Annotated in this window: 9 protein-coding genes; 1 reads left to right on the plus strand and 8 read right to left on the minus strand. The window is 43.2% G+C overall.

All coding sequences use genetic code 11. The features are described 5' to 3' along the window. Positions 1–3 precede the first annotated feature (3 nt). Positions 4–3,156: a SusC/RagA family TonB-linked outer membrane protein gene (locus VIM89_RS19325; RefSeq protein ID WP_488157827.1), complete on the minus strand. Its 3,153-nt coding sequence runs from the start codon at positions 3,154–3,156 to the stop codon at positions 4–6. An 82-nt stretch (positions 3,157–3,238) separates the two neighbouring features. Further along, complete coding sequence (locus tag VIM89_RS19330) at positions 3,239–3,910, minus strand: DUF3826 domain-containing protein (RefSeq protein ID WP_488157828.1); 672 nt, start codon at positions 3,908–3,910, stop codon at positions 3,239–3,241. 414 nt (positions 3,911–4,324) lie between these two features. Here VIM89_RS19330 and VIM89_RS19335 point away from each other — a divergent pair, with 414 nt between their 5' ends. After that, entirely contained in the window at positions 4,325–5,230 is a 906-nt protein-coding gene (locus VIM89_RS19335) for an AraC family transcriptional regulator (protein WP_488157829.1), read from the plus strand. Here VIM89_RS19335 and VIM89_RS19340 read toward each other — a convergent pair. From VIM89_RS19340 to VIM89_RS19365, 6 genes are all read right to left on the minus strand, one after another. Continuing rightward, a complete protein-coding gene (locus tag VIM89_RS19340; RefSeq protein WP_488157830.1) occupies positions 5,227–6,159 on the minus strand; it encodes a dihydrodipicolinate synthase family protein in 933 nt (310 codons plus the stop codon). The genes VIM89_RS19335 and VIM89_RS19340 overlap by 4 nt on opposite strands. A 15-nt stretch (positions 6,160–6,174) precedes the next feature. Further along, positions 6,175–7,764 (minus strand): sodium:solute symporter family protein, encoded by a 1,590-nt coding sequence (locus tag VIM89_RS19345; RefSeq protein WP_488157831.1) that lies wholly within the window; start codon positions 7,762–7,764, stop codon positions 6,175–6,177. Positions 7,765–7,932: 168 nt separating this feature from the next. Next, positions 7,933–10,344, minus strand: coding sequence for a glycoside hydrolase family 2 TIM barrel-domain containing protein (locus VIM89_RS19350; protein WP_488157832.1), 2,412 nt, complete (start codon positions 10,342–10,344; stop codon positions 7,933–7,935). Between the two features lie 17 nt (positions 10,345–10,361). Next, positions 10,362–11,486 carry a glycosylase gene (locus VIM89_RS19355; RefSeq protein WP_488157833.1) on the minus strand — a complete coding sequence of 375 codons (1,125 nt, stop codon included), beginning with the start codon at positions 11,484–11,486 and terminating at the stop codon, positions 10,362–10,364. Between the two features lie 9 nt (positions 11,487–11,495). After that, the gene (locus VIM89_RS19360) at positions 11,496–14,264 is read right to left on the minus strand and encodes a family 78 glycoside hydrolase catalytic domain (RefSeq protein WP_488157834.1); all 2,769 of its coding nucleotides are present in this window, start codon (positions 14,262–14,264) and stop codon (positions 11,496–11,498) included. A 23-nt stretch (positions 14,265–14,287) separates the two neighbouring features. Continuing rightward, positions 14,288–17,878: a malectin domain-containing carbohydrate-binding protein gene (locus tag VIM89_RS19365; protein ID WP_488157835.1), complete on the minus strand. Its 3,591-nt coding sequence runs from the start codon at positions 17,876–17,878 to the stop codon at positions 14,288–14,290. Between the last annotated feature and the right edge of the window lies 1 nt (position 17,879).

Below are 17,879 nucleotides of genomic sequence, written 5' to 3' on the forward strand. Positions count from 1 at the left end.
GATTTAGAAGCCAAAGTTTAAACCGAATGAAATGGTACGCAGGTTTGGATAGCTGGCGTACGGTGACGATGGATCACGATAATGATCCGGATATGGATTAAACAGCGTCAGCAAGTTAGTTCCAACCACATATGCCCTAATGCTTGCTATGCCTAATGCTTGCGAATATTTTGCAGGCAGAGTATAGCTTAAGTTAGCACTGGTAATGTTCCACTGAAAGGAGTTTACAAACCAAAAATCGGAAGTAACCTGATAATCAGCTGTATAATACGGAGCAGGATAAGCTGCACCGGTATTGGTTGGCGTCCAGTGATCAGCCCAATAAACAGGCCTGTTTTCGGTAGCCGTGGCTGCTGAATTACCATCCAGGCTGGCTATGCCTCCCCACGACATACTTGTTATAACATTAAGACTTAGTGATTTATAGGAACCACCAAAATTAAATCCAAGTTGATAGTGATTCGAGGCTTTGTGACCTAAAAACTGTAAGTCCTTCGAGTCAATTACGCCATCGCCGTTAACGTCCTGGAAATTAATCATACCAGGCTTAACCGGAAGACCCATGATAGTGACATTATTAGGTCCGCCTGCTGCAGCTTCCCTTGCTGCAATGATCGCATCCGCATCAGCCTGCGTTCTGATAATGCCCTGCGATTTATAGCCAAGCACACCCTGATCGCCTGATCTGCCTGTCAGGTCCTGGAAAGTTCCAACCAGACCGGATGCTACATCATATTTGATGTATTTATTATCGCTCCATGAAAAGAATGGGCTAATGTTATAGGAGAAGTCTTTCCCAATTCTGTCTTTCCATGATAAGGAAACTTCATAGCCAAAGGTGTTGATTATACCGTAATTTTCTGTAGATGGTGCAGCTCCAACCACAACAGGAACTGATGAAGTCAAACTGGCCAGCATGTCATAATGGTGATCCCAGAAATAATCAGCGGTAAGCGATAATCGGTTTCTCAGGAATTCCATATCGATACCATAGTCAGTCTTTGTAACGTGATCCCAGGTATAATAAGGGTTAGGAATACTGATATTTGGCAAAAGGCCGATGCTTCTGTCAGCATTGTTGCCGCCAAATACAGCGCCGCCGTTATTACCTGTACCAATTTTATAGTTAGCCGCATACTGGAAAGCTTGTGTATTGTAGCCTCCCAGTGAACCAATTGAAGCACGTAGTTTAAAGAAGTCTATAAAATGGATATTGTTCTTAAAGAAATTCTCGTGCGAAACAACCCAGCCCAAAGATGCGGACGGGAAATATCCCCACTGATTATTAGGCGGGAAGTAAGTATTCGCATCAGCCCTGAAAGCAACTTCGGCCAGGTATTTATCTGCATAGCTGTAGTTTAAGCGGGCAGCATAAGCTTCTTTTCCGCCCTCGCTGATCATTGTAGCCTGGTTTGACGATTGCGTACCTGTAGTAAAGTTCTGATTGTCTTTACCATTCAGTATTACACCATCGGCCTCAGCCGCAACGCCTTCATTGTAATTTTCTATTTGCTCATACAGCGCCACAAAATTGATCTCGTGCTTGCCGAATGTGCGGTCGTAGTTTAAGGTAACATCCCACTGATAGTTGTCGGCATAGCCCGGAGTCAACCTTACTCGGTCGCCGTTCTTGATTGTAGGTGTTCCTACTATGGTTCCGCCCGGAATATGATCATTGTCTCCTAAACCTGAATATTGATAGTAGATAAAGCTGGTACCATATTGTTTATTGAAACTATTGTTGATATTTCTGTTATAAGTTGATCCTATAGACAGCCCCCTGACACCCGGAATCTGGTAGGTAAGAGCTGCCGTAGCATTCATGATGTAGTTGTTAGAACTGGTATAGTTGTCTGAATTCTGTACGGCAAAAAAGTTGATGTTGTCTTTAGCTGTTTTTGCACTCAGGTATACAGGGTGACCGTCAACAAAATACGACTGCCAGGGTGGTGCCTGAGTTAATGATAAGAAGTCGTTATCAAGGCTTTCTGTTGTACCAGATAATTTATACCAGTAGCTTTTACTTTTTGAGACATCTTCGCTTAATGAAAGACTCAATTTCAAACCTTTGGCAATTTTAGCATCCATACTGCCTCTGAAACCGAGGTGATTTGTATTAACACCTGAAAAGTTTGAATTTTGATTTACATAGGTCGCTCCGGCAAAATAGGTAACCTTTTCAGTACCGCCGCTAACGTTTATTGCTTCGCGCTCTATTGTGGCTGTTTTAAATGCCTGGTTAACGAAATTGTTATTGTGCGTGCTAAAATATGCTAGTTCGTCTGGTGTATAGTAATTCAAGTCCTTTTTGGTAAGATCGCCGCCTATATATCCATCAGGAGTTATGCTGAAATTATTGGCCCCCTGTTCATAATCATTTAACCAGGTAGCTAATTGCACACCAGACATCATTGTAGGCAATTTAACCGCATCGGCAAGACCTAAAGAACTGCTAAAACTCACTTTAGGCGCGCCATTTTTACCTCTTTTTGTGGTAACGATGATAACGCCATTAGCGCCTTCGATACCATAAATGGCAGCCTCCGCATCTTTCAGTATTGAAATGCTTGCAATTTCGCTTTGATCAAGCAGGTTGAAATCTGAAAGCGTTCTTTTTACTCCGTCAATAATATACAATGGATCTGTACTGGCACCATTTTTTGCCAAGTAAATAGGGTTTCGAATGGTGATGGCTGCATTTTGACCTGGTCTGGCTGTTCCGCCGGCTACTGATACTGCAGCGTTTGTGCCTTTCAATGCAGCCGCAAGGTTAGTAGTTGGTATATCCTGTATCTCTTTTAGGTCTACCGTTGCAACGGCGCCCGTCAAATGCGCTTTTTTCTGCGTACCGTAACCTACAACGATCACTTCACTAAGACTATTTGCTGTAGGTATCAGGTGAAAGTCTGCATTCTTTTCTCCCACCCTTAGCGTTTTTTCCTGGTATACATAACCAAGAAATTTTACACCCACTACCACATTTTGCAGATTGGTTACCTTAATGGAATACCTGCCAAGTGAGTCGGTCATAGTGCCGTTCGTGCTCCCCTTCACCTGGACAGTTGCCCCCGGAATCGTTTGATTCTTGTCGTCGGTGACCGTTCCGCTTATCGTCCTGTTTTGAGCATGAACTATACTGCTGAGTAGCAGTAACATTGAAAATAAGAGGCAAATTTTTCTCATGTAATTAATATTAATATAGGTTGTAAATTGGCATGTTTATTTTGAGAGATCCGGTTTATCCCTTCTGTTGTTTGTTTTCCTTTATGCGCTTTTGCCATTCCTCACCGGCTTTCTTCATATCATATCCCTGTGCAGATAAATAGTTGTTTATTTTACCCTTGTATTTACCAAACCATTCATGCTTCTTTCCAGCCGATCCGGCATCGATCGCATGTTCGCGGGCTTCGGTAAGCAGATCCATTATTTTCTGCTTTTGTACATCGGTTAAAGCTGGTAGTTCATCAAGGTAAGCAGCATAAGTTAAGGGTAATATTTTATAAGTCATGGCATCTTTAACCTCGACAACCTGTGCCGGGGTAAGTTCCTTTGACAGCTTGCTCAAATACACTAAGTGTAATTGGTTCAACTCTTTATCCGTGCTGCTATCAAGTTTGGCTACATCGCTTTTAACTATTGCTTTATCCGCTGCAGTGTTTCCTTTCACTTCCTTGACCTTTGCATCATGCGTGTCATGAATATTACTAAGATTACGATATTGATCAATTATAATATTACATACACGTTTATATTTGGCCGAGTCGGTAATTCCAAGCACGTCCACTATTTTCTCGGACCGTTTGGTAATTACCTGCACGTAATCTGATTTTTCGACGCTTTTACTATCCTGGGCATTAACAAGTGTCAGGCTTAGCAGGAATACAACACTTGTCAGAAGACATCTTTTCATAATTTTTGCAGATAGAACTTTCATAATAATATTTTAAATAATACCTGCAATTTTTGCTTATTATTTTGATAAATAATCAGGCAAAAACCACCGGTTTAAAATTTTGCCGACGAGCTTTAACAACGTCTGCAATAAAATTTATAATTATTAGTTTGGTTTATATTGTTAGATATAACAGCAACACTTTGTGAAGTGTGCATAAACAAATATCAGGTATAGGTTCCTTGCATTATTACCCGTATTTATCAACTTACTGTACGATCTTATCATAACATTATATATTGATTATAAGATTTTGTTTATATTGCATTCTGTAAGCAAAAACAGGTAAATCTTACTGATTTACAGATACCAATTATTGATTTGCTATTGTATAATACTACCAGGGATAAACTTTAAATGATTTAGTAAAAGATGAAGCCGCATTTTCTCAAGGTTCCGGTAAAACCGCAAACTTCGTTTAGTATTCGTCATGATATCTTACCAACATTCAGAGGTATCTGGCACTATCATCCCGAACTGGAGCTGCACTATGTTATAAAGGGCGAGGGCGTACGTTTTATCGGGGATAACATCAGCAACTTCTCTGCAGGAGAGATTTTACTGCTGGGCGAGAAGCTGCCGCATTGCTGGCGATGTAAAGAGGAATATTTCCAACCGGATTCGGGTTTAAACGTTGAAGTAATCGTCATCCATTTTTTACCCGACTGCCTTGGGAAATACCTGCTGAGCCTGCCGGAGGCTTACATGCTCACAAAGCTTTTTGAAACGGCTAAAAATGGCATTATTGTTCAAGGCAAAGCCAAAGAAGAATTAAAGCAGCTGATGTACCGTGCGGTTCATGCCAATAACCTGGACAGGATCATCGTTTTACTCTCCATATTAAAAGTATTGGCCGAAAACGAAGACTATGAACCTATCACCTTATCCCACAACGAGTTCCATCAATCTACAGAGTCTGATACGGTAAGGCTCAACAAAGTTTGCTCCTATACCCTAGCAAACTATAAAAAGGCAATCACCCTGGAAGAAATAGCATCGATCAGCAATTTAAGCGTTACTTCTTTCTGCAGGTATTTTAAGCTGATGACAAAAAAAACCTATTCTGATTTTTTAACCGAGATCAGGATAAGTCATGCCTGCCGCTTTTTAATTGAGGATAAATTACCTGCCGAAGTGATTTGTTTTGAATGCGGGTTCAACAATATCTCCAATTTCTACAGGCATTTCAAAAAGGTGACCGGTATGACGCCGCTTGAATATAAAAGAAGATACTTGAAAGGGCAAACAGTTAATATGGACTTCAAAGTCTCTGCTTAACAGACTTTTAATTCGATCCGGTTGGCAAGGCTGTTGTAATTATTATACAGATCATCAATAGCCCTGCGAATAGATGGCGTAAACACACCCACATTTCTCCGGGTAAAAATAGAAATGTCCATACCGCGTTTAGATAACATATATTTAGCTATAATTGGATATACGTGATGCATCACATCCATATGATCAGTAAAAAATTGCTGCACCATAGTCACCTCTGATTTAAGCGCTTCATCCGCAAAGTTATTGCAAAGCCATACCACGAGCTCCGGAAAAAAATTCCCCTGGATACAAGAAAGACCGGCAACTCCGGCTTTCAATGATTCAACAGCATGCCCCATATAAGCGTCGTATAAACCAAACCGCGGATTGATTTTACCTGCAGCTACCTTTTGCTTAACCTGGTCGATATCCAGGCAAGTATCTTTCTGGTAAACAATTCGTCCCGTGGCTACGAAGTCTGAAAGCTGAGGGGGTGTTAATAATCGTTTGTAGGGCTCAGGGCATTCATAGAAACCGAGAGGAATATCGTCTGTAAGACTTAACAGCTCATAAACACGCTGATTAAAAACCTCATCCTGTTCCTCTTTTTCAGCAAGCAAACCGGTTATCACAATCACAGCATTGGCTCCTGTATCATGCACCTGTTTTATAAATTCAGCCTGTTTGCTAAGCGGACCGCCAAAGGTGCCAGTTGCAACAACCGGCACTACACCTTCGGCTACATCAATCACATGTTTTATACTTTTTAATCTTTCATCAGGCTCCAGTTCATACATCTCGCTCGAAAGGCAATTAGCAAACAATCCCGCTGCACCAGCTTCCAAATAGAATTCCGTTAGCTTGGTTAATGCGTCATAATCAATCGCTCCATTGTTCTTAAACGGTGTCAGCATTACCGGGATAAAGCCTTTCTGAGATGTTATCATTGTATTTATAAGTAATTAAGATTTTTCAGTTAGTAAGTCCTTTTTATAGCCCCGCGTTGCTTTGAACCGGGTAAGTAGTATGCCGGTTAAAAAAATAGATAATGTACCCACAACAATAGTCATGTTTACATCTAACCCATTTCGCAAATACTGGTATTGATCTGGTATAAGAGATGGCAGCGTCATCCACAAAACCACAGCAACACCAATAAAAGTAGCTGCCATAGCTGCTGCGTTGCCTGTTTGCTTGCTTATAATTCCCAGCAAAAACAACCCGAGCATTCCCGAAGCAAATATGCCCGACAGCATCCACCATATATCCAGCACACTTTTGATACCAATCATGGCTACCCCGGCTAACATCCCGCCCAGGCCAAAAACTACTGTCGCCAGGTGAAGTATCCTGAGCTTTTGCGTTTCATTTATCGATGGCTTGAAATATCTTTTATAAATGTCCAGCGAGAACACGGTAGCCGAGGCGTTCATCCCGGAGCTAATGGTACTCATAGCCGCTGACAATACTGCTGAGACTATTAGTCCGATCAATCCAACCGGAATTTTAGTAACCATGAAGTAAGGCATTATTTTATCGCCATAGTCGCCGGGTTTTAATGCACCTGCAATTTGCGCTACGGTAGCTGATGAAGCGCCTGCCCCTGCCCTTTCGACTGCTACCTGGTGCTTAATAGCGTCTATCAGTCCAGGATGGGCCTGGTAATAGGCAAACAGCGAAGATCCTATAATGCAAAATATTAATGACGCCGGTAAATACATAGCCACGCATATCCAGACAGACCTTTTTGCTTGTGCAGGTGAAGCCGCAGTATGATAACGCTGCACATAATTCTGATCGACACCAAAATTGTTTAGATTGATAAAGAAGCCATATAATAGTATCACCCAAAACGTTGGTTGCGTGAAATCAGGATGGAAGCTTCCGAGGCTGAATTTTTGATGATCGGTGCCGATCTGCATGATTTGTTTTACACCGCCGGGCATATTTACTACCACCAGGTACAGAATCAGTAAAGCGCCAAATGTTTTTATGACTGCCTGAGCAACTTCGGTCCAGATAACGGCTTCGATACCACCCAATACGGTATAGACAATGATGCAGGCGCCGGTAACCATCATAATGGTTTTCATATCAAAACCGGTGAGCGCCTGCAGGGTGAGCGCGATACCAAAAAAAATGGATCCCATGCGGGCAAGCTGCGTCAGCAAAAAGCAAATCACTGCATAAGTTCGTGCCCACGGCCCAAAACGATTTTCGAAATGTGTGTAAGCCGAAATTTCACCGCTATTGCGATAAAATGGTATAAAATACTTAACCGCTACCCAAGCCGCCAAAGGCATCGACAAACTAAAAACAAATACATTCCAGTTTGACCCAAATGTTTTCCCCGGTACCCCGAGAAAAGTATTACTGCTTAGAAAAGTGGCATAAATTGACATACCCACCGCCCAACCCGGAATCCTCCCTGAAGCACGTGTAAACCGGTCGGCACTCTTATTTTTACGGGAAAAATAAAAGCCCGCCAGTAGCATGGCCGCAAGGTAACATAGTATTATTACCAGGTCAATAATTTGCAACTGATTGCTCATTATCCAATTTCTTCAGCGAATAATATTATAAATATGGGTTTATATGGACTGTGCCAAATACAAATCTATTTGCATTGCACCTTCTATTAATCTGAAATCTTGCCTTTGTATTATGAGATATTAGCTTATGCTTAAAAATCGTTCTATCAAATATCGTTACTAAAACTGTTACATGATTGTCTTCAGTTCCAGGTTTGCAGGTTCCAATCCGGGAGATTTTGCAGTAACAGAAATCGCCCCCGTCTTGCTACCTGATTGAATAATTGCCAAACACAAACCATGGAACGCTTTGCGATGATTGGCCTTAAAAGGCTCTATACTGATCTGCGAACCATTATCAACTCCGGCAATTCGAGCAGACCCCGTTACACTAAAACTAACCTGGTTATCAGCATCGGGAACGATAAAGCCGTTCTTATCCACAATTTTCACGGTTATAAACGACAGGTCTTTTCTATCTGCTTTTATCGAGTTCCTATCAGCTGATAAGATAATTTTTGCCGCAGGTCCGGCGGTATGCTCTTCTTCTGTAAGGACCACTTTTCCTGCTTTGCGTGAGACAATCTTTAGTACTCCCGGCTCAAATTTCACTTGCCATGATACATGCAGATCATCGCCTTGCTTAGTTCTTATGCCCAACGATTTGCCGTTCAAAAACAATTCAACTTCGTCGGCCTGGCTGTAATATGTCCAAACATCAACCATTTGTCCCGGTTTCCAGTTCCAATGCGGCAGCAGATGCAGAACAGGTTTATTGGTCCATTCGCTTTGATACATGTAATAAACATCTTTCGGGAATCCAGCAAGGTCGATTATACCAAAATATGAGCTCCTTGCCGGCCAGGGATAAGGTGTCGGCTCACCTAAATAATCGAACCCTGTCCAGACAAATAAGCCCGACAGGAAATCGTACTTTTTGATGATCTTCCAGGTTTCTTCATGTGTCGAACCCCAATATGCCGCAACATTATCATAGGCAGTAACAGCAAAATCGGCATTGCCATCTTTAAATGGAATTTTTGAGCTTTTGGGCCAATAGCGTGTGGAATCGGTCGGCTGGTCATAAAAACCCCTTGTTTCCAGCGCAGACATGGTTTCCGTAGCGACAAATTTTTGTCCGGGATAATTTTTCAGAAAATCCGGATACAAATCCTGGTGATAATTTAAACCGACAACATCCAGTGCTCCGGACTTGTAGATGAAATTTTTATGCGGATCCGGTTCGCTTAAGGCTGAAGTAACGGGTCGGGTGTTATCAATAGCTTTCACAATGCCCACCAACTCCCGGGCAATGCTTGTCCCGGTACTGTCAAACTGCTCTCTGATCTCGTTCCCAATGCTCCACATAAAAACGCAGGGATGGTTACGGTCGCGCAGTACCTGGTCGGTGAGATCGCGTTTATACCATCCGGTCCAGTCTTCATGATAATCATGGGCATTTTTTTTCTTACGCCACATATCAAAGGCCTCATCCATTACCAGGAAACCCATTTGATCGCAAAGGTCCAGGAATTCCGGTGCTGGCGGATTGTGGGCCGTGCGAATAGCATTGCATCCCATATCCTTCAGCAATTTCAACTGCCGGGCAATAGCGCTACTATTAACGGCTGATCCCAGTGCGCCTAAATTTTCATGCATGCAAACGCCCTTTATTTTCATTTGGACACCATTCAGTGAAAAACCGTTTTTTGAATCGAAGCTAAATGAGCGGAGACCGGTATTCACGGTATAGTTATCCAACACCTTGCCCTTGTGCAGCAACTGAAGTGCTATTTTGTACAGGTAAGGATGCGATGGCGACCAAAGAGCCGGGGATTTAATAACAAGGTTTTGTTCGGCAAAAGTTATCGCTGTATCCACAGCATTTTTTACTGGTGATAAACATGAAGCAACTTCCTTCCCTTCTTCATCCAAAATAATCGTTTCCAGCTTAAGATCTCTTACACCTTGTACTATGCTTGCGCTTATATGAACCGTTGCCGCGCTGGTTGTTATTTGTGGCGTAACAACAAAGGTTCCCCACCGGCAAAAATGAGTTTTGTTTACGGTTCTAAACCACACATTACGGTTGATACCCGATCCTGTATACCACCTCGAGTTGGGTTGACCTGAATTATCAACCTTAACAGCAATCACATTATTCTGAGCGCCGAATTTTAGATAAGGTGTAAGATTGTGGCTGAAAGAAATATAACCATTGGACCTTTTGCCCAGGTAATGACCATTTATCCAAACCTCGCTGTTACGATAGACCCCATCAAAATCAATAAAGACATTCTTATTTTTTGATGAATTTGGTACGATAAACGTTTTTCGATACCATCCAATACCTGCCGGCAGACCACCTTCTGCCTGTTTAGTTGGGTTCTTTTCATCAAAGCTTCCTTCAATGCTCCAGTCATGCGGCAAGTTAAGCCTGCGCCATTTACTGTCGTCAAATTTAGCATTTTTGGCCTGTTCGTTGTCACCTAACATAAACCGCCAGTTATCATCGAAGGAAATAACTTTGCGCGGCTTTTGGGCCGAAGCTATTGTGCAACCAAAAACTATAGTCAGTATAAAAATGCTTAGTGCTCTCATCCTCGTTTATCGCTGGCTTATTTTTTAACTTTCACAGGAGGAGCAACAAAATTGAGCGAGCTTTTTCCCATATCCTTCGATGTGGCAACAGCTATGCCCCGTTGCTGTGCTTTATTCACCGCGCAATAAAAGTGGTACACAACTCCTTTGTATTTGATCACGCAAGATTTATGCGCGAATTCATTATCATATGGCTCTGATGACTGGATCAGTTTTTCGCCGGTCCAATCAGTCCAGTGCACCAGGTCGTACGAGCAGGCGAAACGGTTAAATACGCCACCGGGGGCGGTTTTCCAAAATGCTCCGAAGTAGAACATCACATAAACATTACCGATCTTTTGAATATCGGGATCGCCTGTTATACCCGGACCATGATTGAGTACAGGGTCTTTTCCGTATCGCTTCCAGTGCAGCATATCGTCAGAAACCGCCAACCCGATCCGTTCAGCACCGCGCTTTTTATTGACGCTATCGCCATTGGCATTGTAATACATCAGGAACGGGTGACCTATGAGTTTCGATTTATCCCAAATAATGGTTTCCTTGTATTGCACATGGTTATCCCACCAGCTCACATCCGGATCATCAGGCGTCAGCACAGGATGGTCGAGCCTCAGCCATTCATGAGGAACAGATGGGTCTTCATCAGTATAACTGATTCCAATTCCCATTCGTCCTTTCTCATAACCTCGCTCATGCCCGCCGAAATACGACATCCAGTATTTCCCGTCATACTTCTGCAGTTTGTAGCTGCCGCCCCATTTCATATCTTCCAGCGCGGCATAGCCTGCTTTTTGATTACAATCCCAGTTGGTTGTATCCGAAAATGACATAATGCGCCCCTGTGTTTTCCAATGCAGCAGATCGACGCTTTTTGCAAGCCAGGTTTCATACCCGCGGCCATTAAAAATAATATAGGTCATGAACCAATCATCGCCCTTGCGAAATACTGTCGGGCAATCAGCTTTTTTGGAATTATCATCCGGCGCTATCACCAAACCATATTTATAAGGAGTTTTTACTTGTTCATAAATAGATTGCATTACTTGATCAGGCACTTTATCCGGCCTGGATTGCGCATAACCTGAGCTTATATCCAACAAGCCAAACAACATTGTAATAAAAATATATTTTAACTTCATTTTAAGTTTCTATCGTTTAATCACTACAAAATGGTAAGTACCTGAGCCCGCTTTGACTAATGCCCGGCCATTTTTATAGGCTATAAATTTTATGTCCTTATTGGTATTAAGCAGCTTTCGGCCTTCGCGGATATTATCACCCTTCCTCGCAGGCAAATAGATTGCTGCACTCGTATTTGCCGGGATCTGAACCGTTAACTCAAACTTTGAATCTGATTTTTTCCAATCGGTAGAAATGACGCCATAAGGAGAGTGATAACTGGTCTTCGCATAAGTGATGTCGCCGACAGGCTCGGGCTTTATCACTATTTTATTTGATGCAATGGCTCCGGCGGCAGCATCTATACCACCTAACCCGCTGTAAAACCATTCCATCAAATGGCCAAGCATCAGGTGATCATTCGAGACGGCCGATCGTGCCTGCCAGGATTCAGTTAATGCGGTTGCGCCTTTGGCCAATTGATAACCGTAACCAGGCACATCCGACCGGCTGTTCATATCGAATACAACATCTGATCGGCCTGCGTTTTCAAGCACTTGTAATAGATATCGATAGCCGATGTCACCTGCTGTAAGACTGTTGCCTCTGTCCCGAATATCCTTTATAATATTCGCGATAACTGCTTTTTTATATTGCGGCTCAACCAGTTGCATGTACACCGCCATAGCGTTCGCTGTTTGACTGCCGCTTCCATATTGTTTTGTTTCGATATTAAAAAACGTTTTGTTAAAGGCTTTGCGAACTTGCTTTGCCAGACTTTCATAAGCAGCAGCGTCGTCATTTTTGCCCAGTAACTTGGCTATATGAGCTGCTATCCGGAGATCGTAATAGTAGATCGCAGTTGCAGTTATTCCTTTTGGCGTGTTTTGAGAAAGGCCGGGTGCCTTGGGTCCAATATCGTACCAATCTCCCAAACCTTCATTAAGTATATGACGATCTGCTTTCGACCCGAGATAGGCCAAATAGCGCTTTATCATATTGTAGCTTCCCGCAAGTTCCTGTTTATCACCATACCATTGGTAAACATACCAGGGCATGATCACGGCGCTGCTCCCCCATTCCGGCGAATCCCTGAATGGTTCGCCAAATTTTACGTATTCAGGCGCTATTTCAGGAATAAGGCCTTCCGTGGTTTGCGCAAGTTTCATATCGTTGATGCTCTTGCGGCACAAGTTGGCGATATCATAATTGTAGCGGATCGAATTACCCATCAGGTGAACCTCTTCCAGCCAACCCAGTTTCTCCCGGTGTGGACAATCGGTAAACAAGCTCATCATATTGCTTTGTATGGCCCAGTCGATCAGGTTAAAGGTTTTATTGAACAGTTGATTGGAACAGCTAAATGTTCCGACGCGTTCCGCAGCATTGCGGATATGAAGGCCAATAATCTCCAGCAGCCCAGGTAATTTCTGTGGATTGTCCTCTGTTTCAGGCACAGCGCCTTCCACCTGCAGGTATCTGAAACCATAATAGGTAAACTGCGGATGCCAGGTTTCAACACCGTTGCCCTTTAAAACATAGTCAAAATACATAGGTCCGCCCGAACCTTTTTGGCTAACGGTACTATCCTCATTCAGCAATTCAGCGGGGATGATTCTCACGGTGTCGCCCTTCTTTCCTTGTACTTTAATGAATGGGATCCCTGATGCATTCTGACCCAGATCATAAACAAATTTGTCCGGCCCAAGTCTGATGCGTTTTATAGGTGAAAAGTGTTCGAATATTTTTATTGGCTCAGCCATTTGAGCATTCAATTCAGCGGGACCGCCAACGACTACTGCATTTCGCCATTTCGCATCATTAAAAGTTGGAGTATCCCATCCGGTTTGTTCAAGGTTGGCATTATAATCTTCACCTCCGTAAATACTGCTGAAAGTAATAGGTCCGGCAGCAGTTTTCCAGGTTTCGTCGCTTACAGCACTTTCAGAAGTTCCGTCCTGGTATTCAAGTACCAGTCGGCATATCATTTTAGGATAACCATATCCGCCAGTCAGCTTCCGGTATCGTTTGTCTCTCGGAATAAAATAAAGGCCATTGCCCAGCATCACCCCAAGTGTATTATCACCTTGCTGAAGCTTGTCCGTCAGATCAAACGGCACATATAAGGCTTGTTTATCATACTGCGTCCATCCCGGGTTAAGAAAATCATCACTGACTTTTGTTCCATTTAAGCTCAAATCAAAATGGCCAAGTCCCGAAATATAAATGGTTGCACTTCTTATAGGTTTGTTTATCGTGAAGGTCTTACGCAGCAGCGGCAGTGTGTCATTAGTATAACCCCGTTTTTTTGGCCCGCGACCATGAATAAAGGGCACAATGCGATCACTGTCAGGCATCCGATTATAAGCGATCCATTTTGCATCTTTCCAGTCAAGCGGGTTTAATAAGCCCATTTGCCATTTCGCTATTTCACTCCAATCTGAAACATGACCATGATTATCCCAAACTTTTACCTTCCAATAATAGACTTTTGATGATTGCAGAGGACGTCCTTTATAAGATACCTGGATAGAGGCGGAAGATATCACTTTTTTAGAATCCCATACATTGCCCGTCCCGTTATTTAGCGCTTCAGGACTATCAGCAACCAGTATACGGTAAGCTGTCTGTATTACATTCCGTTCGCCAGACCGCATCTCCCAACTCAGTCTTAGTTGTACCGACTCAATGCCGATCGGATTCGTTTTATACTCACAGCGGAGGTTGCTCAGCTTCAGATTTTGGGCCAGTACCTGTATCGGGAGTATCAAAAGAATCAAATAAAACAGCTTTGTCATTGATCGTTAATTATTATCTGATATCATTGCATTTCGAGCCCGGATATTGCCAGGCCATCAGCATCAACCGCCGTAAGTATTACCTTGTAATTTCCGGCATTAATACTGGTACCTGTCGTTGTTGTTACCGTTCCGGTTTTATTCTTCTTAACCGGTTTAAAGTTCAGTTCCTCCGTTTTCATTACAGTTCCATCAGCAGTCTGCAATTGCATTTTTACCGAAATGGTTTTCTCTTCAGCATTATAATATTTGAACCGTAATGTGTATTTATCAGCGACGCCAGGTGAGATGATAAAGCTGATCTCAGCTCCCGGTTTTACAAAGCGGATAACCTTTTTACTTCCTATTGTATCACGAATAGCTCCGGCATTTGTCGTTGCATTATCCACCGGATAGTTTACGCTTTTCTTTAAATCAACCGCGGGCGCAAGTGTTGTAACAGGCAACACTGCGACAGTATATTTTTGATTATTGCGGCAAGCTCCAAGGGTAACGGTTGAACCGCCAGTAAACCTTTTTTTAAAGATCGCGAAGCCGGTGCCCCCGCTCTCATCAGTCTGTAGTGATAGACCTGTAGGTTGATATTCTTTTAGCCAATCAGGCCGATCTTCGACCTTTGCATTAATGGCTATGTAAACATCACTCGTCTCTCTTACCGCAAAAGTTGGTGGCGAAGAATGCTGATTGATATGCTCCGGCGTTTTTATCCAACCGGCCCCATACAGAACAGGCGGCAATTGGCTGAAACTTATATTAGCGTCGGTGTATGCAGAATCGCCGATGTCCATCCATGATTGCAGCGACCATTGCTTCACAGCTGTGCTATTAATCCTAAAATTTTTGATCACCTCACCTGAAGAAGCCGCTGATTTAGCATGTTGATTAAGTGTACTTATTGCAACTGCTGAAATAATGGCCTCTCCGGCCAAAGTGTGAGGAAACGAAATCTGCAACTGCCCGCCGGAAACATGGACATTTATAACTTTTTTCAACGCACGATCATAACCTGCTTCTTTCCATATATCCAGGTTTTTAATCTCTGTCTTACCATTAACTGCTACATCAAACACCCGCCAGCCGGTACAGTCCATCCCTCCACCTGCACCATACCAGGGCTCAGTGAAATAAAGCTCTACACGATAATCACCATCAGGCACCGGAAATTCATATTTGAGTTTGTTCATTCCAAATCTGAAGGTTTGGAACAGCTTACTGTCGTCCGTCGATTGTATGGGATCGAAAGTCCGTTGCTGGTTGCCAAAAAAAGCGGGCATGCCGGGGTAATCATCAGTCCATGAAAGTGATCCCCAGGTTGCTTTACTGTTTTTATGCGCATCGGCCATCCATAAATTTCCACGCTTGTCGAGATAATCCGGCCCACCACAATTAACCCTATACAGGTATTTATAACCAGGAGCCGGTTTCAATATCTGAGAATCGCCGGTGAAAAGCTGATTTATATGGGGCGCTGCAGGCAGATGATTTAGCACGATATAATCATGTGCGACGGCTTTACCATGCAGATAACCTACTGCATACAAAACATTATACTTGATATTCACCCCATCCCATTGAAAATGGGTACCAATTCCGGTTCTTTTCTTTTTACCTAATGAAATCCGGTTTACATCATTGAATAACTCAACTTCATCGCAATTTGAGTAGACGGTAATACTGTCTTTAATACCCGGTTTAAGCCAACGGTTTGGCCAGGTATGTGATACGATATAAACCATAGGCTCTTTATCGGCAGGCGCATAGTTCGATCTGAACATGTAGAAAGCATCTACCGGCTGGCCCCAAATGGTAAACAGTCCCTTATAGTTTACAGGTCCGACACGGTCCAATTCTCGAAAGCCTTCGCCCCCTTGTACCCTGCCGGGGTTTTCATGCGAGTAAAGAAGCCAATGAAATTGCCCGGCAACTTTATCTTTTACAGATTCAGCCAGGCGCACTTTTGTTTCCATCAACTGAGCCATGCGATCCTCGCTCAAGGTGCCGTTTTGTATAAAAGATCCTTCAGAGTGAAGATCGAGGCTGCGCCATGCACCGTACTCGCCTACCAGTATCTGCTTTTGCAGTTCATCGGCATAATTCATCGGATTACCACCATAGGTGCCCGACCAGTTTTGCGGCACGTCCCAATCCGTTCCGCTGCCGCCATTGCAGGTTGTTATTTTTCGCTGCGAAGAAGCCGTTGGATCCATCTCGCGGATGATAGCCGAACATTCACGGGCAAAGTCAGGAGGCAAGCGGCTTTCGTTTTGCAGGCCCCATAAAATTACGGCGGGGTTATTCCGGCGTTCTTTTATCCAATCACGCAGTAAGGCCTTAAAATTGTCCCTAAATTCGGGTGAATCGTACCAAATATGCGCCGAATATTGCGGCCACCACAATATCCCAAGCTTTTCCCAGTATTTCTGATACTCCAGGTTATGCGGTTGATGGGCATCGCGAAAAGCGTTAAAGCCGGCAGCTTTCACTTGCATTACCCTGGCCCTTATTTCCTGCGGGCTAAATGCCTGGCTGTTACCCATCAGGTGCTCATATTCGGCAATACCATTGATGAAAAACGATTTCCCGTTTACATAAAAACGATTATCACCATTATTTCTTCCTATAGGCCAGCTTATCCAACGTATACCGTAGGGCGTAGATGTCTGACCTGCCACCTTCCCATCAATAATAACCTGTGATACAATAGTATACAAATAAGGATGATCTGGCGACCACAGGTGAACCTGATTAGCTTTAATTACCTGTTTAATTACAGACGTTTCACCCGCCTTAAGTTTTGATGCCGACTTTGTTTCGCTGATTGTTTGTCCTTTGGCATCAATGAGTTTATTCAAAACAATTGTATTCCGTGAACTTGCAGCATAATTCTTTATCGTAGTTTCGAGGTTAAGCGTGGCCGATTTTTCCGTAACAGTCGTGTCGTTCCATACATGCAGGCCAAAAGGTTCTATCCTTACATCATTAGTTACAATAAGGTGTACCGGTCTGAAAATGCCCATGGGCTGTGATCCTTCAGAGAAACCAGGATCATCCGAGTCAGCGCCGCATACCCATGGCAAATCTTTAATAAACGCCGGGTGATCTGCACGAACGCAAAGCAAGTTAATGCCATTAGATTTTATGGCTTGGGTAACATCTATTGTAAAGGTAGTACGCCCACCTGCATGGTGACCAACAAGGATACCATTTAGCCATACAGTAGCATACGATCCAACTCCTTCGAACCACAAAAAATATCGTTTACCTGAGGGTTGGTTAGTTAACATAAATGTTTTCCGGTACCAGGCGTAACCATGAAGGTTGCCATGTTTCAGCCGCCGGTAACCTCCGTAATTATCCCAGTTATGAGGCACATCAACCCTTTCCCAATTTCGATCACGAAATCCTTGTTTCTCGAAACCATCGTGTGCATTAATACTGGCAGTATCTGCGATGGTTCGCCAATTGGCATTGAGTAATATTTCATTACGGATGCTTTGCTGGGCAATAGCTGACTGGTCAATAAAAAAGACCATAAGCGCGACAAAAAGCATCCATCCATTCCGGTAGAAAAGCTGATACGGATATTTCTGATTGATGCGATACGACTTCTTCACT

The sequence above is a fragment of the Mucilaginibacter sp. genome, assembly GCF_036568825.1.
Lineage (GTDB): Bacteria > Bacteroidota > Bacteroidia > Sphingobacteriales > Sphingobacteriaceae > Mucilaginibacter.